Annotated in this window: 19 protein-coding genes; 10 read left to right on the top strand and 9 right to left on the bottom strand. The window is 57.3% G+C overall.

Annotation, left to right across the window (positions count from 1 at the left end):
- Positions 1-137 precede the first annotated feature (137 nt).
- The 4 genes from purT to ACESMB_RS08550 are packed head-to-tail and all read right to left on the bottom strand — an operon-like array spanning position 138 to position 2,665.
- Entirely contained in the window at positions 138-1,343 is a 1,206-nt protein-coding gene (gene purT / locus ACESMB_RS08565; protein ID WP_372971328.1) for a formate-dependent phosphoribosylglycinamide formyltransferase, read from the bottom strand.
- Between the two features lie 17 nt (positions 1,344-1,360).
- Positions 1,361-1,546, bottom strand: a complete 186-nt coding sequence (locus ACESMB_RS08560; RefSeq protein WP_372971327.1) for a DUF1289 domain-containing protein — start codon at positions 1,544-1,546, stop codon at positions 1,361-1,363.
- A complete protein-coding gene (locus ACESMB_RS08555) occupies positions 1,543-2,076 on the bottom strand; it encodes a gamma carbonic anhydrase family protein (RefSeq protein ID WP_372927098.1) in 534 nt (177 codons plus the stop codon). The genes ACESMB_RS08560 and ACESMB_RS08555 overlap by 4 nt, the downstream gene beginning before the upstream one ends.
- 1 nt (position 2,077) lies before the next feature.
- Positions 2,078-2,665, bottom strand: coding sequence for an NUDIX hydrolase (locus ACESMB_RS08550; protein ID WP_372971326.1), 588 nt, complete (start codon positions 2,663-2,665; stop codon positions 2,078-2,080).
- Between the two features lie 99 nt (positions 2,666-2,764).
- On the opposite strand from ACESMB_RS08550, the gene ACESMB_RS08545 reads away from it, so the two are divergent.
- A complete protein-coding gene (locus ACESMB_RS08545; RefSeq protein ID WP_372927100.1) occupies positions 2,765-3,316 on the top strand; it encodes an NUDIX hydrolase in 552 nt (183 codons plus the stop codon).
- A gap of 3 nt (positions 3,317-3,319) precedes the next feature.
- Here the strand turns inward: ACESMB_RS08545 and ACESMB_RS08540 are convergent, their stop codons facing one another.
- Positions 3,320-3,631 (bottom strand): NGG1p interacting factor NIF3, encoded by a 312-nt coding sequence (locus tag ACESMB_RS08540; protein ID WP_372927101.1) that lies wholly within the window; start codon positions 3,629-3,631, stop codon positions 3,320-3,322.
- 464 nt (positions 3,632-4,095) lie between these two features.
- A complete protein-coding gene (gene purL, locus ACESMB_RS08535) occupies positions 4,096-8,004 on the bottom strand; it encodes a phosphoribosylformylglycinamidine synthase (protein ID WP_372971325.1) in 3,909 nt (1,302 codons plus the stop codon).
- Positions 8,005-8,306: 302 nt separating this feature from the next.
- Between purL and mltF the strand changes: the two genes are divergently transcribed.
- Positions 8,307-9,770, top strand: coding sequence for a membrane-bound lytic murein transglycosylase MltF (gene mltF, locus ACESMB_RS08530; protein ID WP_372971329.1), 1,464 nt, complete (start codon positions 8,307-8,309; stop codon positions 9,768-9,770).
- Here the strand turns inward: mltF and ACESMB_RS08525 are convergent.
- A complete protein-coding gene (locus ACESMB_RS08525; protein ID WP_372927103.1) occupies positions 9,765-10,232 on the bottom strand; it encodes a regulatory protein RecX in 468 nt (155 codons plus the stop codon). The two genes, mltF and ACESMB_RS08525, sit on opposite strands and share 6 nt — an antisense overlap.
- 196 nt (positions 10,233-10,428) lie before the next feature.
- Here ACESMB_RS08525 and ACESMB_RS08520 point away from each other — a divergent pair, with 196 nt between their 5' ends.
- A complete protein-coding gene (locus ACESMB_RS08520; RefSeq protein ID WP_372971324.1) occupies positions 10,429-12,909 on the top strand; it encodes a DUF349 domain-containing protein in 2,481 nt (826 codons plus the stop codon).
- A gap of 7 nt (positions 12,910-12,916) precedes the next feature.
- Here ACESMB_RS08520 and ACESMB_RS08515 read toward each other — a convergent pair whose 3' ends face one another.
- The gene (locus ACESMB_RS08515) at positions 12,917-13,180 is read right to left on the bottom strand and encodes a late competence development ComFB family protein (protein WP_372927106.1); all 264 of its coding nucleotides are present in this window, start codon (positions 13,178-13,180) and stop codon (positions 12,917-12,919) included.
- A 190-nt stretch (positions 13,181-13,370) separates the two neighbouring features.
- Between ACESMB_RS08515 and ACESMB_RS08510 the strand changes: the two genes are divergently transcribed.
- The 4 genes from ACESMB_RS08510 to ACESMB_RS08495 all read left to right on the top strand — a co-directional run bounded on the left by ACESMB_RS08510 (position 13,371) and on the right by ACESMB_RS08495 (position 19,934).
- A complete protein-coding gene (locus ACESMB_RS08510; RefSeq protein ID WP_372971323.1) occupies positions 13,371-14,579 on the top strand; it encodes an acetyl-CoA C-acetyltransferase in 1,209 nt (402 codons plus the stop codon).
- A 32-nt stretch (positions 14,580-14,611) separates the two neighbouring features.
- Positions 14,612-16,762 carry a 3-hydroxyacyl-CoA dehydrogenase NAD-binding domain-containing protein gene (locus tag ACESMB_RS08505; RefSeq protein ID WP_372971322.1) on the top strand — a complete coding sequence of 717 codons (2,151 nt, stop codon included), beginning with the start codon at positions 14,612-14,614 and terminating at the stop codon, positions 16,760-16,762.
- 237 nt (positions 16,763-16,999) lie between these two features.
- Positions 17,000-19,174, top strand: coding sequence for a carboxy terminal-processing peptidase (locus ACESMB_RS08500; protein WP_372971321.1), 2,175 nt, complete (start codon positions 17,000-17,002; stop codon positions 19,172-19,174).
- A gap of 34 nt (positions 19,175-19,208) precedes the next feature.
- Positions 19,209-19,934, top strand: coding sequence for a helix-turn-helix domain-containing protein (locus tag ACESMB_RS08495; protein ID WP_372971320.1), 726 nt, complete (start codon positions 19,209-19,211; stop codon positions 19,932-19,934).
- Here ACESMB_RS08495 and mtnA read toward each other — a convergent pair.
- Positions 19,920-20,984 (bottom strand): S-methyl-5-thioribose-1-phosphate isomerase, encoded by a 1,065-nt coding sequence (gene mtnA / locus ACESMB_RS08490; RefSeq protein ID WP_372971319.1) that lies wholly within the window; start codon positions 20,982-20,984, stop codon positions 19,920-19,922. The genes ACESMB_RS08495 and mtnA overlap by 15 nt on opposite strands.
- 159 nt (positions 20,985-21,143) lie before the next feature.
- Here mtnA and ACESMB_RS08485 point away from each other — a divergent pair, with 159 nt between their 5' ends.
- The 3 genes from ACESMB_RS08485 to ACESMB_RS08475 are packed head-to-tail and all read left to right on the top strand — an operon-like array spanning position 21,144 to position 23,912.
- A complete protein-coding gene (locus ACESMB_RS08485) occupies positions 21,144-22,484 on the top strand; it encodes a TRZ/ATZ family hydrolase (RefSeq protein ID WP_372971318.1) in 1,341 nt (446 codons plus the stop codon).
- A gap of 34 nt (positions 22,485-22,518) precedes the next feature.
- Positions 22,519-23,247 (top strand): bifunctional 2-polyprenyl-6-hydroxyphenol methylase/3-demethylubiquinol 3-O-methyltransferase UbiG, encoded by a 729-nt coding sequence (gene ubiG, locus ACESMB_RS08480; RefSeq protein WP_372926618.1) that lies wholly within the window; start codon positions 22,519-22,521, stop codon positions 23,245-23,247.
- The gene (locus ACESMB_RS08475) at positions 23,244-23,912 is read left to right on the top strand and encodes an HAD-IA family hydrolase (protein ID WP_372926619.1); all 669 of its coding nucleotides are present in this window, start codon (positions 23,244-23,246) and stop codon (positions 23,910-23,912) included. The genes ubiG and ACESMB_RS08475 overlap by 4 nt, the downstream gene beginning before the upstream one ends.
- Positions 23,913-23,965 lie beyond the last annotated feature (53 nt).

The raw sequence follows: 23,965 nt of genomic DNA, 5'->3' as shown, positions 1-23,965 counted from the left end.
AGTTAATTCAAACGGTTGCCTTTCAATTTCTGACCCGCCTCAGGGGCGTGTCCCTCGAAAGAGATGCGTATTCTACAGAGCTCACTTGAGGTGTCAACGGTTCGTTATAACTTTTTCGCGAATCCGGCAATTTAACGTCATAACTCTGTTTTCACGGCTGCCGCCGAGCGGCTGGCTTTCTCTCTAGCCTCTGTTATCGAACCGGCTACTGCAAGAGCGACGCCCATTCGGCGACGCCCCTTGAGTTCCGGCTTACCGAAAAGCCTTATATAGGTGTCGGGTTCGGCCAGAGCGTTTTCAACCCCTGTATAGCTGACCGTATCTGAATCTCCCTCAGGAAGAATAACTGCGGAAGCAGACGGCCCCTGCTGGCCTATCGCCGGTATCGGTAATCCGAGTATCGCGCGGGCGTGCAGAGCAAACTCCGATAAATCCTGAGACACTAGTGTCACCAACCCGGTGTCATGGGGGCGCGGTGATACCTCAGAAAACCACACCTGGTCGTCCCGAACAAACAGCTCAACACCATAGACACCATACCCTCCGAGATCTGACACAACAGCCTCTGCAATCTCACGCGACCTTTTAAGTGCCTTCTCATTCATCGGCTGCGGCTGCCAGGATTCACGGTAATCACCATCCTCCTGGCGATGGCCGATAGGATCACAGAAGGTTATGCCGTCCCGGTGCTTTACCGTCAGTAATGTTATCTCGTAATCGAAGTCCACAAACCCTTCTACGATCACCCGTCCTCTACCGGCCCGGCCGCCTGACTGGGCGTAGTCCCAGGCGGCTTCTATATCACCGTTGGCTTTGACAGTACTCTGGCCCTTTCCAGAGGAGCTCATTACCGGCTTGACCACCAGCGGCAGCCCGATTTCTTCCACCGCGGCAAGATAATCATCTCTGGATTCGGCAAACCGATATGGCGACGTAGGAATCCCCAATTCCTCTGCCGCCAGGCGGCGGATACCTTCACGGTTCATCGTCAGGTTAACAGCCCTCGCTGTCGGGATGACCCCATAGCCTTCACTTTCCAGCTTTACCAGCTCAGGCGTGGCGATGGCCTCGATCTCGGGAACGATCAGGTTAGGCCGCTCCTGTTCAATCACGTGGCGCAGCGCCTCTCCGTCAAGCATATCCACCACATGACTGCGGTGGGCTACCTGCATCGCTGGCGCATTGGCGTAGCGGTCAACGGCGATGACTTCCACCCCGAACCGCTGAAGCTCGATCACCACTTCTTTTCCCAGTTCGCCGGAACCACAAAGAAGAACCCGGTAGGCATTATCTTTCAGCGGGGTTCCTATCTTTACCGATTCAGCCGCAACCGTGTCAGCCATGCTTCGTGGTCCTTTCATTAGTTGATCTTTGCTTTCTGTTCGCGTATCGCGACTTTTTCCAGTACCGCCCGACGCTCTTCGTCGCTCATACGCGACCACTGCATGATTTCATCACTGGTGCGCTGACAACCGACGCAAACATCATTTTCATCCAGCGCACAAATACTGACGCAGGGCGACGATACCCTATCCCTACGGCTCATTGTCCGGGCTCCCAGGGCTTCAGACAGTCCAGGTAGTTACCGGCATTCTTCACATAGTGCGCCGCACTCATCTCCAGCATTTTCTTCTGGCTGTCATTAAGCTCACGCTTTATCTTCCCGGGGGAGCCTACCACCATGGAGCCGTCAGGAACTTCCATACCTTCCGGGATCAGTGTGTTGGCACCGATCAGGCAGTGCTTGCCAATTTTCGCGCCATTCAGCACCACAGCATTGATACCAATCAGCGAGTAGTCTCCAATCTGGCAGCCGTGCAACATTACCTTGTGCCCGACGGTAACCCCCTTCCCCAGGGTCAGCGGGATGCCCGGATCGGTATGCAGAACCGCTCCGTCCTGAACATTGGATTCCGGCCCGACCGTAATCAGCTCGTTATCACCGCGGATGACCACGTTGAACCACACGCTGGCCCTGCCCATCAACCTGACACTGCCAATGATTGTTGCGTTGTCAGCGACAAATTGACCGCCTCCTTCCATTTCGGGTTTCCGGTCACCCAGCTCATAAAACATGTCAGCCTCCTTGAGGGGGTTCGAGAAGATCAATGCCGGCATCGTATACGGCGTTCAGGAAATCAACCAGTACCACAGCGGAAAGCCCCCATATCTGGTAACGCCCCCACCGGTAGCAGGGTACATAAAACGTATTATTGAGAAAATTCAACGGATCCGTGCGGTGACGCTTGTCTTCCAGGAAAAATTCAACAGGTACCCTGAATATACTTTCGATTTCTGCAGGGTTTGCAGTCAGGGGGTGATCGCCGGGTATGACACCAACGTATGGAGTAACCAGTATCTGGTGAAGCGACATTACCTGACTAAGGGGTGCGATCAACTGCACCTGTTCCGGAGGCAGATCGATTTCTTCATGGGTTTCCCTGAGTGCCGTCGCAGCCAGTGATTCGTCCTCGGGGTCGCGCCGGCCGCCGGGAAAAGAGACCTGTCCGCGGTGAGTGCTCAGGTTTTCAGACCTCAGGGTAAAAATGATTTCGGGGTTGTCATGGTTATCAGTAACCGGAACCAGCACGGCAGCTTCGGGGTAATCCAGCGTCAATAAGCGGGGAACGTATCCTGACAGGCGTTTGGTAAGAAGATCGCGCAAAACACGGCTCCGTTTTTACATCTGGCTATTGAATGAGACGCCGGCAGCACGGATAGTTACAATTGCTACCACACATTTGTCCAGTATACGGTGAAACGAATGAAATACTGCAGTACATGCGGCCATCTTGTCGAACAGCGCGTCCCTGAAGGCGACAATCGTCACCGTTATGTGTGCATCAGCTGCGAAACCATTCATTATCAGAATCCCCGGATTGTGGCTGGAACAGTCCCGGTATGGCAGGGCCAGGTGTTGCTATGCCGCAGGGCCATAGAGCCCCGTTACGGTTACTGGACATTGCCTGCAGGATTCATGGAGAACTCTGAAACAACCCTTGAAGCTGCTACCCGGGAAACCAGGGAAGAGGCGCTGGCCGAAGTCACGGTAGACAACCTCTACACCATCATCCATGTGCCCCACATCGACCAGGTCCACATGTTCTACCGTGCAACGCTTACCAGCGAAGATTTTGGGGCCGGCGAGGAATCACTGGAAACGAAACTGTTTGCCCTGGAAGACATTCCGTGGGATGAGCTATCGTTCCCGACCGTGCGTCGCACCCTGGAACTTTATCTGGAGGATGTTCAGAAAGAACACTTCCCTGTGCATGTAGACGATATACGCTATCGCATGACATCCCACGACCAGTAAACGCTACAACTCTTCCATACGAAACACTTCATACGCCGGTTCTTCGTAGGGGTGCGACTCCTTTAGCGCCCGAACCGCCGAGCGGATCAGTTCATCCCTGCAAACCAGCTCGACACGGAACTCGTCAACCTGTTCCACTGCGCCAGTCTGGCCAAGATATGGATTGCTGCCCTCAAGAGGGCGAAACTGACCCCGCCCTTTACACTGCCAGGCGCAGCAATCGTAATCTCCGATGCGGCCAGCACCCGACTCAAAAAGTGCGGCCTTGGTGATCTCCAGGTGACTCTCCGGGACGAAATAACACATCTTATACATGACCATTCAGCTCCTTTTTAACAACGTCCTGCCGGGTCAGGAATCCCGGTTTCAGCGCTGCCGATGCGCATATTATTTGTACAGATTAAGCAGTTAGCTACTTACCCACAGAATCTGTGGATAACTCTGGGGAAAGTTTTTGGGAACATGCCCTCACCCCCCGTAATTACTGCACTTTTGTTAAATTGGCGACAAATTCACCTACTTCATTAATCGTATAATTATCAATAGTTTGAGTGATGTCGATAAACAATGAAGCTGAAACCAACGCTTTGTTTACAGAACGCACAACACTGCACCCGGAATGTGCATAAAGTATTTTAGTCAAGGGGATTTTCGCACTTATAAACAGAAATTTCTCTTGAAAACTGTTGAAATTTCACATCCCGAAAACGAGAAAGCCGGCCCGGGATCAGTCACCATTCTGGTGCATCCGGGCCGGCTTTCTCATCTCTGGTAAAGGCTTAGCCGAACCAGCACCTGGCGTTGCGGAACATACGCATCCATGGCGCATCTTCTGCCCACTCCCGAGGATGCCAGGAATGCTGAGAGGTGCGAAAGACCCGTTCAGGATGAGGCATCATAATGGTGACCCGACCATCTCTTGTGGTAACACCAGTGATGCCCGCCTCGGAACCGTTAGGGTTGTAGGGATAGCGTGTCGTGACATCACCGCGGTTATCCACGTAGCGCAGTGCAATCAGTTCATTCTCGCCCAGCTGGTCAGCCGTGGTGCCGGTGGCAAACTCCACTCTGCCTTCACCATGCGCAACGGCTATCGGCATTCTGGAACCTGCCATGCCATCCATGAACACAGAGGGCGAAGACATCACTTCAGCCATCACCAGCCTGGCCTCGAACTGCTCCGACTGGTTGCGGACAAACCGTGGCCAGCCTTCACTGCCCGGGATCAACTCGTGAAGGTTGGACAACATCTGGCAGCCATTACAGACGCCCAGCGCCAGGGTGTCCTGACGATTAAAGAACGCCGCAAACTGGTCGCGAACCCGGTCACTGAACAGAATAGACTTGGCCCATCCCTCGCCGGCACCCAACACGTCACCGTATGAGAATCCACCGCAGGCCACCATGCTGTTGAACCCCTCCAAAGACACCCTGCCCGACAACAGATCACTCATGTGAACATCAACAGATTCAAAGCCGGCACGATCGAAGGCCGCAGCCATTTCGACCTGGCCGTTCACGCCCTGCTCTCGCAGTACCGCAACCTTTGGCTGGGCGCCCTTGTTGATGTAGGGGGCGGAGATGTCCTCACTGACATCAAAGGCCAGTTTTGCATGCAGGCCGGGATCGTCGGCATCCAGAAGATTATCGAATTCTTCCTGCGCACAGTCTGCGTTGTCGCGAAGCGACTGCACCCGATAACTGGTTTCAGCCCACAAACGCTGCAGGTCAGTACGGGGGCGAGAGATCACCTCGCTACCTTCAAAAGTGTAGCGAATACAGTCGTCCCGGTTCAGGGTGCCAATAACGGAGATGTGGTCACCAAGGCCCGCAGCCGAGAACTGCTGCAGAACGAAGCCGGTTTCCTCGCGCCGAACCTGAATGACAGCCCCCAACTCCTCATTGAACAGTTCACGGGGGAACTGGGATGAGTCCTCTGCCAATCCATCCAGTTTGATATCAATACCCGAACGCGCAGCGAAGCTCATCTCCGCCAGGGTCACGAACAGGCCACCATCCGAGCGATCGTGGTACGCCAGCAACTTGCCATCCTGATTCAGCCCTTGAATCACCGCAAAGAATGCCTTGATGTCTTCCGGGTCATCCAGGTCAGGTGCCACCGCGCCCATTTGCCGGTAAACCTGAGCCAGGGCGGAACCGCCCAGGCGATTCTGACCGGCAGCCAGATCAATCAGAATCAGATCTGTTTCCCCGGCATCGGTAACCAGTTGCGGTGTCAGGGTTCTGTCGACATCGGTCACCGGGGCGAAACCGCTGACAATCAGCGACAAAGGTGAGGTCACGCTTTTCTGCTCACCATTGTCCTCTTCTTCCCAGACGGTTTTCATGGACATCGAGTCCTTGCCCACAGGAATGGTAATACCCAGCGCCGGGCAAAGCTCCATCCCGACGGCACGAACGGTTTCGTAAAGGTTTTCATCTTCACCGGGGTGGCCTGCCGCTGCCATCCAGTTGGCAGACAGACGAATGTCTGACAGCCTGGCAATGGGCGCTGCAGCCAGATTGGTAATCACTTCGCCAACCGCCATGCGACCGGAGGCGGGTGCGTCGATCACCGCCACCGGTGTGCGCTCGCCCATGGCCATGGCTTCGCCGGTTTTGACATCAAACGATGTTGAAGTCACCGCCACATCACTGACCGGCACCTGCCAGGGGCCGGCCATCTGATCCCGGGCCACCAGGCCGGTGATGGTGCGGTCACCAATGGTAATCAGGAAGCTTTTGGAACCTACAGACGGCAACCGCAGAACACGGCTAACCGCATCCTGGAGATCAATTTTGGTGGAATCGAATATGGGTTTGGTGAACGATGAGCGGGAAACACTCCGGTGCATGCGCGGCGGCTTGCCAAAAAGCACATCCATCGGCAGATCAACCGGGCTGTCATCGAAGTAGGAGTCGCCAAGCTCCAGATGGTGCGCCTCAGTGGCCTCACCGATAACTGCATAGGGGCAGCGCTCGCGGCGGCAAAGCGCATCGAACTGCTCCAAGTTCTCAGGCGCAACGGCCATGACGTAGCGTTCCTGGGATTCGTTGCACCATATTTCCAGCGGCGACATGCCGGACTCGTCGCTGGGAATATCCCGCAATTCGAAACGGCCGCCACGGCCACCGTCTTTAACCAACTCCGGCATGGCGTTGGAGAGCCCGCCGGCCCCAACGTCGTGGATGAAGCAGATGGGGTTGTCATCACCCATCTGCCAGCAGCGATCAATCACTTCCTGGCAGCGGCGCTCCATTTCCGGGTTGTCACGCTGAACCGAAGCAAAATCCAGATTTTCATTACTGGAACCGGAATCCATTGAAGATGCAGCGCCACCACCAAGACCGATCAGCATGGAAGGCCCGCCAAGCACGATCAGCCTGGCGCCAACAGGAATATTGCCCTTCTCCACATGGTTGGCCCGGATATTACCCAGGCCACCGGCGATCATGATGGGCTTGTGGTATCCGCGGACTTCCTCACCAGCTGCACCCGGCACCAGTTCCTCGAAGGTACGGAAATAACCGGTCAGGTTCGGGCGCCCGAATTCGTTATTGAACGCCGCACCACCGATGGGGCCCTCAATCATGATATCCAGTGGTGATGAAATCCTGTCCGGCTTGCCATAACCCAGTTCCCAGGGTTGCGGATCACCCGGCAAGTTGAGATTGGAAACCGTGAAGCCGGTCAGACCCGCCTTGGGTTTAGAGCCACGACCGGTAGCACCCTCATCACGGATCTCGCCACCGGAGCCGGTTGCTGCCCCGGCTGCCGGAGCGATTGCGGTGGGATGGTTATGGGTTTCCACCTTCATCAGGATGTGAATATCTTCTTCGTGATAGCGATACACACCGGATCCCGGCTCCGGGAAAAAACGCCCTCCACGGCTGCCGGCAATAACAGACGCATTGTCCTTATACGCAGACAGCACGCCTTCGCTGTTCATTTCGAAGGTATTGCGGATCATGGCAAACAGGGATTTCTCCTGCCCCTCTCCATCAATATCCCAGGAAGCATTAAAAATCTTGTGCCGGCAATGCTCCGAGTTGGCTTGGGCGAACATCATCAACTCAACGTCGGTGGGGTCCCGCTCGAGATCCGAGAAGGACTTCACCAGGTAATCAATCTCGTCTTCCGCCAGAGCCAGGCCAAGCGAACGGTTGGCAGCAACCAGGGCCTGCCGCCCGCCGGCCAGCACCGGGATCCGGTTCAGCGTGCGGGGCTCGTCCGCATGGAACAACAGTTCCGCTCCGCCCATTTCGTGGAATACTTTCTGGGTCATGCGGTCATGCAGCAGTGCTGCGATCTTCTCTCTCTGCGCGAGCCCCAGCTTGCGGCCTGCTTTTATATAATACGCAGTGCCGCGCTCAATTCGCCGAATCTGTCTTAATCCACAGTTGCGGGCTATATCGGTCGCCTTGCTCGACCAGGGCGACAGCGTACCGGGCCGGGGAACCACCAGGAACAACACCCCTTCCGGCTCCTCCGCGGGGACACTGGGCCCGTAGGTCAGCAGCCGATCAAGTACCGCCTGATCGGATTCCGAGAGCGGAGATTCGAGATCGGTAAAGTGCATGAACTCGGCGTACACATGCTCCACTTCGGGAACAATGTCCTGAATGCGGGTATGCAGCTTGCGGGAGCGGAAGGGCGAAAGCGCTGGGGCGCCGCGAAGTTCAAGCATGATCAAAACCTGTACGCGCGAAACTGGGAGCCGGGGCACGCTTCCTGTCTGCCGGAGCGTCCGGGAACAGGAAAATGCTGGCCATTTGAAAGGCCGCAATGATACTTGAAACAGGGTTCGGGATACAGCGTCAAAAAGTCATAACACCGCCACCCTGTTTGACATTGTTTTGCACATTAAATGATCACCTCCATTGACCGGCCACCTCTGACCGGGGATTATTACGGATGGAACAGGGAGTTCAGAATTTGCAAAAGACAGATTGCCAGACACTGGCTGTCAGGTTGACAAGATCTGCTTGTCTGCTTGTGATTGCCCTCGTCGCTGCCGGTTGCTCCAGGCCGACCACTCTCCAGGAAATTCGCTCGGAGGGTGTACTGCATGTCATTACCCGTAACGCCCCGTCCGTTTATTACGAGGGCCGCGACGGCCCCACTGGTTATGACTACGAAATGGTACGACGGTTTGCCAAGGACCTGGGCGTAGAACTCAAGGTGCGGGTGGCGGATGACAACAGCGGCGTGCTTTCTGTGATCGATCAGGACTATGCCCATATGGGGCTGGCCGGGCTCTCGGACCGACCGGACTTTCCTGACCACTATCACACAGTGTCCAACGGCGTTGAAGCGCAATCAGTGGTGGTGTACAACCGCGACACTGAGCGGCCGGAAACCATCGAGGATCTCGAAGGCCAGATCCTTCACCTGGTCTCTGCCAGCAATCACGAACATCAGCTGAAGCAACTGCAGGCAGAAATCGAAGGGCTGCAATGGGAGGTTCATGCAGGCCTGGACGCAGCCGGCATACTGGCGCGTGTTGAGTCTGGCGAATACCCGCTTGCTGTTGTCTCTTCCAACGAACTCGACCTGAACCATGTGTTTTTTCCGATGGTCAAAAGCGCATTTAGCCTGGGCGAACCAGAGGACCTCCTGTGGGTGTTCCCGGGGGAGCAGGACCAGACACTGGCCAGGGCTGCGGAGGATTTTATCAATGAGCTAAGGGCGACCGGCGACCTGGCACAGATTTCCGAGCGCTTTTACGGCCACCTGGACCGCCTCAATTACGTGGGTGCGCGAACATTCGTGCACCACGTGGAAAACCGCCTGCCGAAATATGAAGAGCTGTTTCGCGACTATGCCTCTTCCTACGAGCTGGACTGGCGGTTACTCGCTGCCATCGGGTATCAGGAATCCCACTGGCGGCCCAATGCTGTCTCCCCTACCGGCGTGCGTGGCCTTATGATGTTGACCCGCACAACCGCCAAGCATATCGGCATAAAGAATCGGCTCGATGTTGAACAAAGCATCCAGGGTGGGGCCAAGTATTTCACCATGGTTCATCGCAAGGTTCCTGAGCGCATCCCCGAGCCCGACCGCACCTGGTTCGCGCTGGCGTCTTACAATGTGGGATGGGGCCACGTGGAAGATGCACGCAGGCTGACAGAGGGTGGGGGGAAGGACCCCGACCGCTGGATGGATGTGAAGGAATTCCTGCCATTGCTGACCCAGAAAGAATGGTATTCCAAAACCCGTTTTGGCTATGCCCGTGGCCACGAGCCTGTCATCTATGTCCAGAATATCCGGCGCTACTACGACTTCCTGGCCTGGATGACGGAGCCAACGGAAATGGCCGAAGCCCCGCAGGAGCCCTGGTTCAAAGACCTTGAGGGAATGGAAAAGATTGTACGGCTCATCGAAACCAACCCTGATGGCGAAGTGCGGGCCAGCCTTCCCAGCGAACTGGGCTTTGTTCCCCCTACCCTATAAACGCCGCTCCAGCGCCGACTCGACGTGATCGGACGCGAAGCCTCTTCGGGCAAGGAATCGGGCCTGACGGACTTTCTCATCCCAGTCCTCGGTTATATCGCAGAGCCCGAACCGCTTCTCCCGCAACAGCGTCGCCCGTTCAATCCATTCAGCATCGGTCATTTCACGGACGCAATCCGGCGTATTATGAACCCCCCTTTGCTGGAGTTCCGCCAGGATTCTGAGTGGCCCGTAACCAAGATCCATGCGCTGGCGCGCGTAAATATCGGCAAATCGCTCATCACTCAACCAGCCCTCCCCCTCATAATCGTCCAGAACCCGCTCTATGACGTCTGGCTCGATCTTTCTCTGCCTGAGCTTGAGGGACAATTCAAAGCGGCTGTGTTCCCGGCGAGCGAGCAGCCGCAGTGCAGCAGAGCGGGCTTTGTATTCCTGATCGTCCTGATTCGATGCTTTTCCCATTCAGACTCTTCCCGCAAATGCCGACAAAACGCTAGACTAGTGCCCCGATTGGCTACCCCATTCGATACAGCTGCCGGATGAAACCGGGATAAACAGCTGACGCACCCGGCATCCGCAACAGCGGACAAGGCCGATGTTCGGTGCAGGCTTACTTTGCCGGCACCGGGAACTGGTTTCAATATCAAAGGATAACCCCATGGCTGCATTCATCCAGAAACTGTTCAGAACTCGCAAGGCAAGCCCCACGGCCACCAGCGCGGTTCAACGGGAACCAACGCCTGTAGATCAGGAAAAGGTGAACAGGCAGGATGACAGGCGCGAGCAGCAACTCAGTACTCTCAAGTCCGCACCCTCCGGCGAACAGCTTGAAGAACTGGCAACAGGCGGCATGACTGCGGGGATCCGTATCGAAGCTGCTGGCGCTCTAACAGACAAGTCGGCGCTGCAACGGGTCCAGAAGCTTGCAAAGGGCAAGGACAAAAGCGTTTACCAGGCAGTACGCCAAAAGCTCCAGCTGATCCGTGATGAGGAAGAGCAACAACAGAAACTGGCCGAAGCTATACAGACACTCGTGCGCAACGCCACCGAACAGGCCCGCAGTGAAGACACAAAACTGTTCGAGGCGCGCCTGGAAGCGCTGCTGCAGAAGTGGGCCGACGTTGAGTCCCTGGCATCCCAGGAGCAGACCACCGAATTCCTGCACGCAGTCCACCAGTGCCGTGAGCGCCTGCGCCAGATGCAGGCGGCAAAAGAACAGCTCAGGCAACAGCAGGAACAACTTGGCCAGCGAGCGGAAACCCTGTCGCTGCTGGAAAACACCCTCGAGGAACTGAAGCAGCAGGATCCAGACCTTGAAGCGTCACTGGCCTCTATGGACGCGTTGCAGAAAACCCAGGAGAACCGCTGGCTGGAAGCGACCCGGGATACCCAGGTCGACAAACAGGAACAGAAATCTTACGAAAATCTGATGCAATCCCTACGAGGCTATATATCCGCCGTCAAACGCCTGGGGCAGCACCGGGAAGAAATCGCCGTTCTGCAGAATCCTGCTGAAGGCGAACCGGATGACGAGGCAGCTGCCAGCAAAGCCAGAGAGATACTCGAAGCGGTGGAGTGGCCAAAGGATTTCCGGCGCCCGTCAATGCTGGACTCCCTGTACCGCATAGCCGGCAAGCCCCGCCCGGCGAAAACCGAAAAACCGGATACCGAAGAACAGAAACAGCTGGCCGATGCTTTGCACCAGAATCTGGACAAGCTGGAGACTGCACTGGAGGCCAAACAGCTAAAAGAGTCCCGGCAGCTGTTCAAGGTTGCCCAGCAGCAACTCAAAAACCTGGACCACCGCCACAGCAAATCACTGCAGCCCAGAATTCATCTGCTGGGAGGCCAACTCCGAGAGCTGACTGACTGGCAGGGTTTTGCCACTCGTCCGAAACAGATTTCCCTGTGCGAGCAGATGGAATACCTGGCAGATCAGCCCATGGAGCCCGAAGCCAAGGCCCAGCGCATCAAGGAACTGCAGAACGAGTGGCGCGACCTTGGCGGCTCATCAGACCGCGAGCTGTGGTCACGATTCAAACAGGCCTCTGACCTTGCCTATGAGCCCTGTAAAGCCTATTTTTCCGCGAAATCTGGTCTGAAAAAGGCCAACCTGGAGACCCGCAATACCATCTGCGAGCAGCTCCGCACGTACCTTGAGAACGCCGACTGGCAGACCATCGACTGGAAAGCGGCCGAACGCATCCATCAGACCGCGCGGGAAGAATGGAAAGCAGCCTGGCCGGTAGAATTCCGCGACAACCGGCCGGTACAGAAGCAGTTCGACGACCTCCTCAAGCAGCTGGAGGAGCCACTGGACGAGGAGCGCAAGAAAAACGAAGCACTCAAGCAGGGAATCGTGGAACGGGCGCAGGCGCTGGTAGATCATGAGCCTCTGGGTGATGCCATGAACCAGGCAAAATCCTTGCAGAACGAGTGGACCGGTATCGGTATCACCCGCCATCGCGAGGACAGGAAACTGTGGCAGGCATTCCGCAAGGCCTGTGACCAGATTTTTGCCCGCAGGGACGCCCACAAGAACGAGCAGGAGCAACTGGCCCGGGAAGCCGACCAGAACGCTGCACCAGTGCTAGCCGAGAGCGGATCCGTGGCTGCCGAAGCCAGCCTCGACGACATGGAGGACGCACTGGCAAAGCTGAACGCTCTCAGGAATGAACCCCTGTCAACGAGTGCCAAAGAGCAGGTCAGCAAAGAGCGCAGTCGCATTGCCGGGCTGGTCTCTAACCGCAAACTGCAGAAGCAGATCGAAACCTGGACGCACTGGATTGCCGCCAGAGGCACCGGCACGCTCGCCGACAATGAGCTGCCCGACCACTGGGCCGGACTTGCTGCAAACGTCGGACAGCCAGACCCGGTGGAGCTTGTTATTCGGGCAGAAATACTGGCGGAACTTTCCTCCCCTGACGAAGACCAGGGCCGCCGTATGGAAATCCAGGTACAGCGCCTGACAGAAGGAATGGGCAATGCGGCAAGCGACGACGACAAGTCACAACAGATGGAAATGCTGATCGCGAACTGGTGTCTGGTTCAGCCGGTGGATGTGGTCAGCGAGCCCCTGGCACGGCGGCTTGGCCTGGCACTGGAGGCTGTTCTGGGTAGCCAGAGTCAGTTCGGCTGATGGCTATTCAATCGCGCTGATGGCTCCTCACAAACTCCCTGGCCTCTCTAACGGCGGTCAGGGCATTCTTTTTCATGGTGTCGAGCTCGCCATCGGCAAGGTAGAACATCATATCGACGCTGTGCCGGTAATACTTGGCGGGTAGCCGGTTCAAAGCCACACACATCACATCTTCCAGGTAATCCTGGCTATCGCTGTTTTGCCTCGTTTCCTCAATGGCCTCCGCCACGAGCGGCTCATAGAAGTTATCAATGGCATCTCTCAGGGACATCGCATTTCTCCTGCTCTTGATGTGATCGCCTGACTACACCATAGATCCACCAGTACGAAATGTCATGAACGGCGTGAGCAGTTTCGCCAATGGGATTGGCAGCGCACGTCATTACGCACCATGGCCGCAAACCGCTATGGTTAGCGTTTGAAATACTATTCCCGAGTCAAAGACCAACAGAGGACAGGAAATGACCACCGAAGCCTATATCTTCGATGCCGTTCGCACGCCACGGGGGCGCGGCAAGAAAGACGGTGCCCTGCACAGTGTCAAACCCATCTCGCTGCTGACCATCGTGCTCAAGGCACTGCAGGAAAGAAACAGCCTGGACACGGCCCAGGTTGACGACATCGTTATGGGCTGTGTCACCGCCGTTGGCGACCAGGGCGCGGATATTGCCAAAACCGCTGCCCTGGCAGCGGACTGGGACGAAGTGGTAGCCGGTGTAACTCTCAACCGGTTCTGCGCTTCCGGCCTTGAAGCCGTTAATCTGGCGGCCATGAAAGTGCGCTCTGGCTGGGAAGACCTGGTGGTTGCCGGTGGTGTCGAGGCCATGTCACGGGTCCCCATGGGGTCCGATGGCGGCGCCTGGGCGACTGACCCGGCCACTAACCTGCATACCGGCTTCATGCCCCAGGGCATCGGCGCGGATCTGATCGCCACCCTGGAGGGCTTCAGCCGTGAGGATGTTGACGGATTTGCCGTCAGATCACAGCAAAAAGCCGCCAGCGCCTGGGAAAAAGGCCACTTCGCCAAATCCATCATTCCCATTACCGACCAGAATGGCGTGATGATCCTGGATCGCGACGAGCATGTTCGCAGCAATACCACCGTGGAATCCCTGTCCAGCCTCAAGCCCTCGTTCCAGATAATGGGCGAAATGGGCTTTGACGGTGTCGCCAGTGAAAAATACCACTTCGTGGAGAAGATCAACCACGTACACCATGCTGGCAACTCTTCCGGCATCGTGGACGGCGCCACTGCAATGCTGATCGGCAGCGAAGCCAAGGGCAAGGCAATGGGCCTCAAACCCCGCGCCCGTATCCTGTCAACCGCGGTCACCAGCACTGACCCGACCATCATGCTCACCGGTCCTGCGCCCGCCGCCCGCAAGGCACTGGCAAAAGCCGGCATGACGGCGGACCAGATCGACCTGTTTGAAGTGAACGAAGCCTTTGCTTCTGTGGTCATGCGCTTCCAGAAAGAACTGTCGGTGCCCGACGAGAAAGTGAACGTCAACGGCGGCGCCATCGCCATGGGCCACCCTCTGGGTGCCACCGGTGCCATGATTCTGGGCACCCTGCTCGACGAACTGGAGCGGAGAGAACTGCGCTACGGCCTCGCTACCCTGTGTGTGGGTGGCGGAATGGGTATTGCCACCATTATTGAGCGTGTCTGAGCCGACCACTGATTCTGAGAGGAGAACCGAATATGAGCGCCATTCACTATAACCTGGGTTCAGACCAGATTCTGACCCTCACCATCGACATGCCCAGCCAGTCCGCCAACACCATGAACGCTGACTTCCGCGCAGCGATGACTGAAACCGTGGGCAAAGTCAAAAATGACATCGACAACCTCCGCGGCATCATTGTTACCTCTGCCAAGAAAACCTTCTTTGCCGGCGGCGACCTGAAAGAGCTTTACAAGGTGACCCGCAAAGATGCCGGCGCTTTTGAAGACATGGTCAACGGCATGAAGGCCGAAATGCGGGCCTTGGAAACAACGGGAAAACCCATTGTAGCGGCCATCAACGGCTCGGCCCTGGGCGGCGGCCTGGAAATCTGCCTGGCCTGCCATCACCGCGTGGTGATGGACGATGACAAGATCCAGTTGGGCCTGCCAGAAGTGACCCTGGGCCTGTTACCCGGAGGTGGCGGCACCCAGCGCCTCCCCCGGATGATAGGCCTGGAGGCGGCCTTTCCCTTCCTGATGGAAGGCAAGAAGGTGAACCCGAAAGCGGCCCTGAAGGCGGGCATCGTCGACGAGCTGGCCTCCTCCGCTGATGATATGATGGCCAAAGCCCGGGCCTTTATTGAAGCCAATCCGAAAAGCCAGCAGCCCTGGGACCAGAAAGGTTTCAAATTCCCCGGCGGCGCGCCCCATCATCCGGCCATGGCCCAGAAACTTGCTATTGCACCGGCCATGCTCAAACAGAAGACCAAAGGCTGCTACCCCGCACCTGAACGTATCCTGTCGGCCGCCGCGGAAGGCGCCCAGGTGGACTTCAACAACGGTAGCCTGATCGAAACCCGCTATTTCGCGGAGCTGACCATTGGCCAGGTTGCCAAAAACATGACCGGCACCTTCTGGTTCCAGCTCAACGCCGTCAACGCGGGCGAAAGCCGCCCCGCGGGCGTAGAGAAGGAAATCTTCCGCAAGGTTGGGGTTCTCGGCGCCGGCATGATGGGTGCGGGCATTGCCTATTCCACCGCCAGCCGCGGTATTGAGGTGGTGCTCAAGGACGTGTCCACGGAAAACGCCGAGAAAGGCAAAGCCTACTCGGAAAACCTGCTGGCAAAAAAAGTCAGCCGTGGCCGCATGACCGAGGAGCAGAAAGCCGATGTCCTGAACCGTATCACGGCCACGGGCTCCGCTGCGGACCTTGAAGGTTGCGATCTCGTCATCGAAGCCGTCTTCGAAGACAGCAATCTGAAAGCCAAAGTCACTCAGGAGGCAGAAGCGAAGCTGGTCAAGAACGGCATCTTTGCCTCCAACACTTCCACTATCCCTATCACGCAGTTGGCAGAGGCCTCGGCCTCAGCGGACAGGTTCATTGGCCTGCACTTCTTCTCCCCGGTGGACAAGATGCAACTCGTGGAAATCATCGTGGGGGCCAAAACCTCCGATGAGACCCTGGCCCGGGCCTTTGATTATGTACAGCAGATTGGCAAGATTCCCATCGTGGTTAACGACAGCCGTGGTTTCTTCACTTCTCGCGTGTTCGGCACTTTCGTGAACGAAGGCATCGCCATGCTGGGCGAGGGAATCCACCCTTCCAGCATCGAAAACGCCGGGGTTCTGGCCGGTATGCCGGTGGGCCCGCTGGCTATTTCCGACGAAGTCAGCATGACACTGATGCAGCACATCCGTGACCAGAGCAAAAAAGACACGGAAGCAGCCGGTAACACCTGGAACGCCCATCCCGCCGAGGCGGTGATCGACCAGATGGTCACCAGCCACGACCGCAAAGGCAAGGCCGCGGGCGCCGGATTCTACGAATACCCGGAATCCGGCAAGAAATACCTGTGGCCGGAGCTGGAAAACCTGTTTGTGGACCAGGATAAGGCTCGGGCTACCGAACTGCAGGACCTGAAAGATCGCATTATGTTCATTCAGGCGATCGAAACCGTTCGCTGCCTGGAGGAGGGCGTGCTCCGGACTGTCGAAGATGCCAATATCGGCAGCATTTTCGGTATCGGCTTTGCACCCTGGACCGGGGGCGCCATCCAGTTCATCAACCAGTATGGTGTAAGGGCCTTCGCAGAACGGGCAAAAAATCTGGCGGAGCGTTTTGGTGAACGTTTCACGCCACCGGCCCTGCTGCTGGAAAAAGCAGAAACCAACACAGACTTTAGCTGATCCACTTTCACCCCTGCCAGAGACCTGTGAACTCCGGCAGGGGTTCCTGTCAGCCCTGGCAACTTTCACGTTTACGAACCTGACCACTTCATGGACAGATTGTCACGAACCGATACTTCAACGCTATGGCAACCGCACCTGCGCTTGCCTACAATAAAATCTTGAGTCAATTCGGCGATATTCGCTGACCTCGTCATTGTCACCCGTATCGCCACCCACCGTCAGGTAATCAAGCTTATGAGCATCGCGGAACGATTTTTCAACCGTTGCAGCACCGCCGGCAACGGCGGCAAAGCCGGCAGACAGGCAGCCGTCCTGACGCTGATGATGGCTTTTACCTTTCCGGTATCAGCCAAAGTGGATACCGACAAAGCCTATGAGCCTGTTTCCCCGACGGTCGAGCAGGCCAGGGCCAATATACTGATCGCCAGGCAGCTGCAGTTCACCCATTTCCGCGACATGAGCATTAACGATTCCCTGTCCGGCGACGTATTCGACGCCTACCTGGAATACCTCGACGGCCAGCGCATCTACCTGACAGAAAAAGATGTCGAGAACTTCAATGCCGTGCGCATGGGGCTTGGCTCGGCCCTGAAAACCGGCCAGCTCCAGCCCGGATTCGACATCTACAACCTGGTGCAGCAGCGCATTATCCAACGCCTTGAATTCGCCCTTGGGCTAATTGATAAAGGTATCGACGAACTCGATTTCGAATCCGATGAAAGCATTCTTCTTGACCGCTCCGAGGCGGAGTGGGAAGCCGACCGTGACGCACTGGATGCCCTGTGGGTCAAGAGAATCAAGAACGCCGCGCTAGCCCAGCGTCTCAACGGCGCTGACGACGAAGCCATTGAGGACGCCCTGCGCCGCCGCTATGAAGGCCAGCTGAAGCGCGCCTACCAGGGCCGCAGCGAGGATGCCTTCCAGGCCTACATGAATGCCTTTGCCGGCATGTGGGACCCACACACCTCCTACTTCTCGCCGCGCACATCCGAAAACTTCAACATCAACATGAGCCTCTCGCTGGAAGGCATTGGTGCCGTGTTGCAGGCAGACAACGAATACACCAAAGTTGTTCGCCTGGTTCCGGGTGGGCCTGCGAGCAAGCAAGGCCAGCTTGAGCCGGCAGACCGCATTGTATCCGTCAAACAGGAAGATGAAGACAAAGCGGTCAACGTCATCGGCTGGCGCCTGGATGAAGTTGTGGACCTGATCCGCGGCCCCCGCGAATCAAAAGTGACCCTGGAAGTTATCCCCGCGGATGCCCCTGATGAAACCGTGACCGAAACCATTTCCATCAAGCGCGACAAGGTCAAACTGGAAGAACAGAGCGCCAGCAAGGAAGTCATCGAGTTTGAACGAGGCAGCGAAACCTTCCAGATCGGGGTAATAAACATCCCCACGTTCTACGCTGATTTCAAGGCGATGCAGGATGGCGATCCGAACTACAAAAGCACCACCCGTGACGTCCGTAAACTGATTGATGAACTCAAGGAAGAGGGTGTCGACGGTGTGGTCATGGACCTTCGTAACAATGGCGGCGGAGCCCTTCATGAAGCCAACGAGCTGGTAGGCCTGTTTATCGAGAAGGGTCCCACGGTGCAGATCCGCAACTCTAACAATGACGTGCAGGTGCTGAACGACGAAGACCCCTCGGTTTCCTATGACGGCCCGCTGGTGGTTCTGGTCAACCGGATGAGCGCGTCCGCATCAGAGATATTTGCCGGAGCCATCCAGGATTATGGCCGCGGCCTGGTGGTAGGTTCCCAGACCTTTGGCAAAGGCACTGTACAGGCAGTTCGTCCGCTCAATCATGGGCAGTTGAAGATCACCCAGAGCAAGTTCTATCGGGTTTCCGGCGGTTCCACCCAGCATAAGGGCGTGATTCCCGATATCGAGATCCCTTCCCGGGTCGACAAGACCCGCATCGGCGAAGACGCCCTGGATCACGCCCTGCCCTGGGACCAGATCGAAGCCGTACCCCACGCCCGCTACTTTGACTTCAGCGGCGTGATTGACGAGCTGCGAACAAGGCACGACGACCGGTTCGAGGATCACCCGGAATTCCGGCTGCTGCAGAAAGAAATCGAGTTCCTCAAGCAACAGCGGGAACAGACATCTGTCAGCCTGAATATTGACGATCGCGAGGAACACCAGTCACAGATTGAACGCACACGGCTCAGCATTGCCAATGCCCGCCGCGAGATCCATGGAGACGAGCCATTCGAGAGCCTGGATGAGCTGGATGAATGGCAGGATCAACAGGCCGCAGATCTGGACAGCTCTGATGAGGAAATGGACTTCATCGTTCATGAGGGCGGTAACATCATGGCAGACATGCTGGAACTCGACCAGCGCATGGCGTCCATCCTGGACATCAAACAGATAACCGCTCAGGCACAGTCACGCTGAGCGGCCCAATTTCCTTTGCGAACGGGCGTTAGCCATGGCTGACAAGGAAGAAGACCGGAACCGGGCACGCCTGCTGGAAGGCATGCTGATGGACGCCATGCATGCCATGAGGTCCATGGAGGAGGTCGAGCAGGTTCACGGCAACAACGACAGCGAGGAAAGCAAAGAATCGGAATCCCTGGTGGACCGCATTACCGGTTTCACCGGCTCCGCCCTCCGTTTTGCGGCCAGGTCGACGGATACCTCCCTGCGGGTCGGCCGCGCGCTGATGAACTCCCAGGACCAGTTGCGGGTGATGCTCGGGGCGGGCAAATCACTGAAGGACATTCGCGAAGTGGCAGGGCTGACGCTGTCAGAAATGAGCGAAGCCCTGAACCTGAAGGACAAATCGGTCCTGGAGGCCATCGAGAATGGCACCACCACCCTGTCTTTCGAGCTGATACTGCGCCTGGCAGCACTCATCGCACGCAACGATCCTATCCCGTTCATCCTTCGCATCACCCGCAATTACAACCCGGAAGTCTGGCGTATTCTCAACGACTGGGGTGTCGGCCGGCTGCCCCTGCAGTTCGAGCGGGAGCGCCAGTTCATCAATATCTTCCGCAGCCACGATGACGCCCGCACGCTCTCCGACGAGGGATTCCGGAAGGTTCTGGAATTCACCCGCCAGAGTTTCGAGATGTCGCTGCACTTCATCGAAGAGCAGGAAAAGGAAATGGCAGCCCTGCGGGCAGAAAAGGATGACTCAGCGGAACAGTGACTTCATACCGGTCACATTGGGGGTGCTGACGACTCCCTTTTCGGTCACGATCACGTCGATAAGGCTTGCCGGCGTGACATCGAACACCGGGTTGAATGCTTTCACGCCTGCCGGCGCGATGGCCACTCCCCTGATCTGTTTCAGCTCTGACCCCTCCCGCTCTTCAATCGGGATATCCTTACCGGACTCCAGCGACATATCCACGGTGCTCGAGGGGGCAACCACCATAAATCCGACCTTGTGATGGCGGGCCAGCACAGCGAGGCTGTAGGTGCCGATCTTGTTGGCTACGTCCCCATTGGCGGTAATGCGGTCTGCGCCGACAATCACCCAACGTACTTTACCCGCGGCCATAATCGCTGCGGCCGCCCCATCTGCGTTCAGGGTGACTGGAATGCCATCCCGCGCCAGTTCCCAGGCGGTCAGCCGGCTGCCCTGCAGCCAGGGGCGGGTTTCGTCTGCAAACACGTCCTTCAAAAGCTTCGCTTCATGGAGCCGGCGAATGACACCCAATGCCGTGCCATACCCCCCGGTGGCCAGGGCACCGGTATTGCAATGGGTAAGCACGGAGAATGGCTTGTCCGCGGCCAAATGCGCCAGGGCGTTATCAGCCATGGCCAGATTGGCGGCCAGGTCGTCCTCATGAATACGAATGGCGGCGCTGGCAAGCCGTTTGACGGCTTCATCCAGTGAATGACAGCCAGCAAACTCGCGCTCCATTTCCTGAAGTGCCCAGAACAGATTGATCGCTGTCGGCCTTGAGGCTGCCAGCTCCCGAATTGCCTGCTTGATCTCGGCTTTCCAGTCACCACCGCCGGCATGGCGGGCAGCCAGGGCCACACCATAGGCCGCACTGATGCCAATAGCCGGGGCACCCCTAACCACCATGTCCCGGATACACTGGGCAACACCGGAGGCTCCTTCCAGGGTTATCCAATGTTCCTCGTCGGGCAACAGCCGCTGGTCCAGCAACTCCAGACTGGCGCCGCGCCAGCGCATGGCCACGGTGCCGATGGCTCGGTCAGCATATAAAACGTGGGTGTTGCTCATTCAGTCACTCCAGACAGATTACAAAAAGCCAGTATACCCGTGATAGCGATCCAAACTCAGCCCCCAGGGTAGTTCTCGGCCCGGGTGGTCGCTATACTTTCTGGCTACATTCTTTGGCCGCACGGACGGATTCCGGGCGGCACGGCCAAGGCAGGGTAAATGACGGCAGACACCATTACTGCAGCAGATATTCGCATCAACGCACGCTGGGTTATTCCCATGGAACCGGCCAGGACAGTGCTGGACCACCAGGCTGTCCTCATCCAGGGCGAACGGATTGCCGCCGTGGTCCCCCAGGAAGAAGCGGATGCCCGCTATCGTGCCAAGGAAACCATCGACCTGCCCGACCATGTGGTTCTACCCGGCCTTATCAATATGCATGGCCACGCCGCCATGTCACTGTTCCGCGGGATGGCGGACGACCTGCCACTAATGACCTGGCTGAACGACCATATCTGGCCAGCTGAGGGTGCGTTCGTCAACGAAACATTCATTACCGATGGCACCCAACTGGCCATGGCGGAAATGCTTCGCACCGGCACCACTACCTTTGCGGACATGTACTTTTTTCCCGAGATCGTCGCCCAACTGGCCAGAGACGCCGGCATGCGCGCGCAGGTGTGCTTTCCCCTGCTGGATTTCCCGACGCCCTGGGGATCGGGGCCAGAAGAATACCTGTCCAAGGGCGAGGACTTCATCCGCCAATGGCAGTACGACCCGTTCATTACTCCGGCGATCGGCCCCCATGCCCCCTACACGGTATCAGACGAGCCGCTTTCCAAAGCGGTGGCGCTGTCACGAAACACTGGTGCGCCTATCCAGATCCATCTGCATGAAACCGCCTTCGAGGTGGCCGACGCGCTGGAAAAAACCGGCAAACGCCCCACGGCGAGAATGGCAGAACTGGGCGTTCTAGGGCCTGCAACCCAGTGTGTCCACATGACCCAGATCGATGATTCGGACATACAGTTACTGAAACAGCACGGCGGCCAGGTTATTCATTGCCCCGAATCCAATCTCAAGCTGGCCAGCGGCCTGAGCCCGGTGCAGACATTCCGTAAAGCCGGAATCAATGTCGCCGTAGGTACCGACGGCGCCGCCAGCAATAACGACCTGGACCTGTTTGGCGAAATCAACACCGCAGCCATGCTGGCCAAGGTAGTGGCCGGTGACGCCACCGCACTGTCTGCCCATGATGCCCTGGCCATGGCCACCATCGACGGCGCAAAAGCGTTGGGGCGTGCCCATGAGCTGGGGTCACTGGAGACCGGCAAACTGGCTGACATCATTGCCGTAGACCTGGGCGACCCGTTCCTGCAGCCGGTGTACGACCCGGCCGCGCACATTGTCTACAGCAACCATGGCCGCCAGGTAAGCCATAGCTGGATCAACGGCGTACCTCAGGTACAGGAAGGCAGGCTGACCCGTATTGACGTACCAGACCTGATGCTACGCGTCCGGAGCTGGCAAGACCGTATTCGCGAACAGCAATCCAGCTGACGCCCGACATATCCATTACCAGGCAGAGCCATCTATGAGCAACCAGAACGTAGACCAGAATGAAATCGCGAAATTCGAGGCATTGGCGTCCCGCTGGTGGGACCCTACCAGTGAGTTCCGCCCCCTTCACGACATCAACCCTCTGCGCCTCAACTACATCGATGAGCGCGCACCCCTGGCGGGCAGAAAGGCCCTGGATGTGGGATGCGGCGGCGGGCTGTTGTCCGAAGGGATGGCGCAGCGGGGCGCCCGTGTGACGGGAATCGACATGGGCGAGGCACCTCTGGCAGTGGCAAGACTTCATGGCATGGAAAGCGGCATCGAGGTGGACTACCGCCAGATTACCATCGAAGAACTGGTCAATGACCCTGAACACGCCGGCCAGTACGACGTAGTCACCTGCCTTGAAATGCTGGAGCATGTGCCGGACCCGGCCTCTGTTGTCAGGGCCTGTGCTGCCATGCTTAAGCCCGGCGGGCACCTGTTCGTATCCACCATAAACCGCAACCCCAAGTCCTTCCTGTTTGCGATAGTGGGCGCGGAGTATGTCCTCAGGTTGCTGCCCCGGGGCACGCACGAATGGCGCAAGTTCATCCGCCCATCAGAGATGTCAGATCACCTGCGCCATGCCGGGCTGGAAGTCCGTGAGCTGACCGGCATGACCTACAACCCGATCACCAAGGTTTACCGCCTGGGGCGCGATGTGGACGTCAATTACTTGATGCATGCCATGGATACCCATGAGGAAATCGATCCATCGTGACAGCAACAGCTTCAGCACCCTCAACGGTCCTGTTCGATCTGGACGGCACACTGATTGATACCGCGCCGGATTTTATCCGTTGCCTGAACGAACTCCGGCAGGCCCACGGACTGCCGGCGCTGTCGGCGCCCCACATCCGCCGCTCGGTATCCAATGGTGCCAGAGCCATGATCCGCGTCGGCTTTGGCCTTGAACCGGATCACCCGGATTACCTGGAGAAACACACGGCATTTCTCGACCTCTACGAGGCCGGTGTTGCTGTGGAAACTACCCTGTTCGAAGGCGTGGACACGATCCTGAAGGATCTGGAAGCCCGCAACATTCCCTGGGGCATTGTTACCAATAAACCGGTTCGCTTTGCCGCGCCTTTGGTCAAAGCGCTTGACCTGGCGGAGCGCTGCTCCACCCTGATCTGCCCCGATCATGTCACTCATCGCAAACCCCATCCGGAAGCCCTTTTCCTGGCATGCCAGCAAGTCGGGGCAGATCCGTTCACTGGCGTTTATGTTGGTGACCACGAGCGAGACATTGAAGCAGGGCGTAACGCCGGCATGAAAACCATTGCCGTCCGTTACGGTTATATCGAACAGCCGGAGACGGTTGACCTGTGGCAAGCTGACATCATCGCCGACACCGTCAGCGATCTGGCAAAACTGTTACAATAGCGGCCCGGAGAGGGCGCTTTCGTGCGCCTGACGCACTACTTTTTATTATTTTC

The organism is Marinobacter sp., assembly GCF_041686475.1.
In the GTDB taxonomy this organism is placed as follows: Bacteria; Pseudomonadota; Gammaproteobacteria; order Pseudomonadales; family Oleiphilaceae; genus Marinobacter.
Note: the sequence above shows the minus strand (reverse complement) of the source record. Positions and strands in the feature narration are given on the sequence as shown.

Bases quoted from the DNA above. Each gene is read 5' to 3' on its own strand.
- mtnA (WP_372971319.1), bottom strand. From the start codon at position 20,984: ATGAGCAACACCCACGTTTTATATGCTGACCGAGCCATCGGCACCGTG.
- ACESMB_RS08505 (WP_372971322.1), top strand. From the start codon at position 14,612: ATGAGCGCCATTCACTATAACCTGGGTTCAGACCAGATTCTGACCCTC.
- ACESMB_RS08525 (WP_372927103.1), bottom strand. From the start codon at position 10,232: ATGGGAAAAGCATCGAATCAGGACGATCAGGAATACAAAGCCCGCTCT.
- ACESMB_RS08560 (WP_372971327.1), bottom strand. From the start codon at position 1,546: ATGAGCCGTAGGGATAGGGTATCGTCGCCCTGCGTCAGTATTTGTGCG.
- ACESMB_RS08500 (WP_372971321.1), top strand. From the start codon at position 17,000: ATGAGCATCGCGGAACGATTTTTCAACCGTTGCAGCACCGCCGGCAAC.
- purT (WP_372971328.1), bottom strand. From the start codon at position 1,343: ATGGCTGACACGGTTGCGGCTGAATCGGTAAAGATAGGAACCCCGCTG.
- ACESMB_RS08520 (WP_372971324.1), top strand. From the start codon at position 10,429: ATGGCTGCATTCATCCAGAAACTGTTCAGAACTCGCAAGGCAAGCCCC.
- ACESMB_RS08510 (WP_372971323.1), top strand. From the start codon at position 13,371: ATGACCACCGAAGCCTATATCTTCGATGCCGTTCGCACGCCACGGGGG.
- ACESMB_RS08495 (WP_372971320.1), top strand. From the start codon at position 19,209: ATGGCTGACAAGGAAGAAGACCGGAACCGGGCACGCCTGCTGGAAGGC.
- ACESMB_RS08555 (WP_372927098.1), bottom strand. From the start codon at position 2,076: ATGTTTTATGAGCTGGGTGACCGGAAACCCGAAATGGAAGGAGGCGGT.
- ACESMB_RS08545 (WP_372927100.1), top strand. From the start codon at position 2,765: ATGAAATACTGCAGTACATGCGGCCATCTTGTCGAACAGCGCGTCCCT.
- purL (WP_372971325.1), bottom strand. From the start codon at position 8,004: ATGCTTGAACTTCGCGGCGCCCCAGCGCTTTCGCCCTTCCGCTCCCGC.
- ACESMB_RS08515 (WP_372927106.1), bottom strand. From the start codon at position 13,180: ATGTCCCTGAGAGATGCCATTGATAACTTCTATGAGCCGCTCGTGGCG.
- ACESMB_RS08485 (WP_372971318.1), top strand. From the start codon at position 21,144: ATGACGGCAGACACCATTACTGCAGCAGATATTCGCATCAACGCACGC.
- ubiG (WP_372926618.1), top strand. From the start codon at position 22,519: ATGAGCAACCAGAACGTAGACCAGAATGAAATCGCGAAATTCGAGGCA.
- ACESMB_RS08540 (WP_372927101.1), bottom strand. From the start codon at position 3,631: ATGTATAAGATGTGTTATTTCGTCCCGGAGAGTCACCTGGAGATCACC.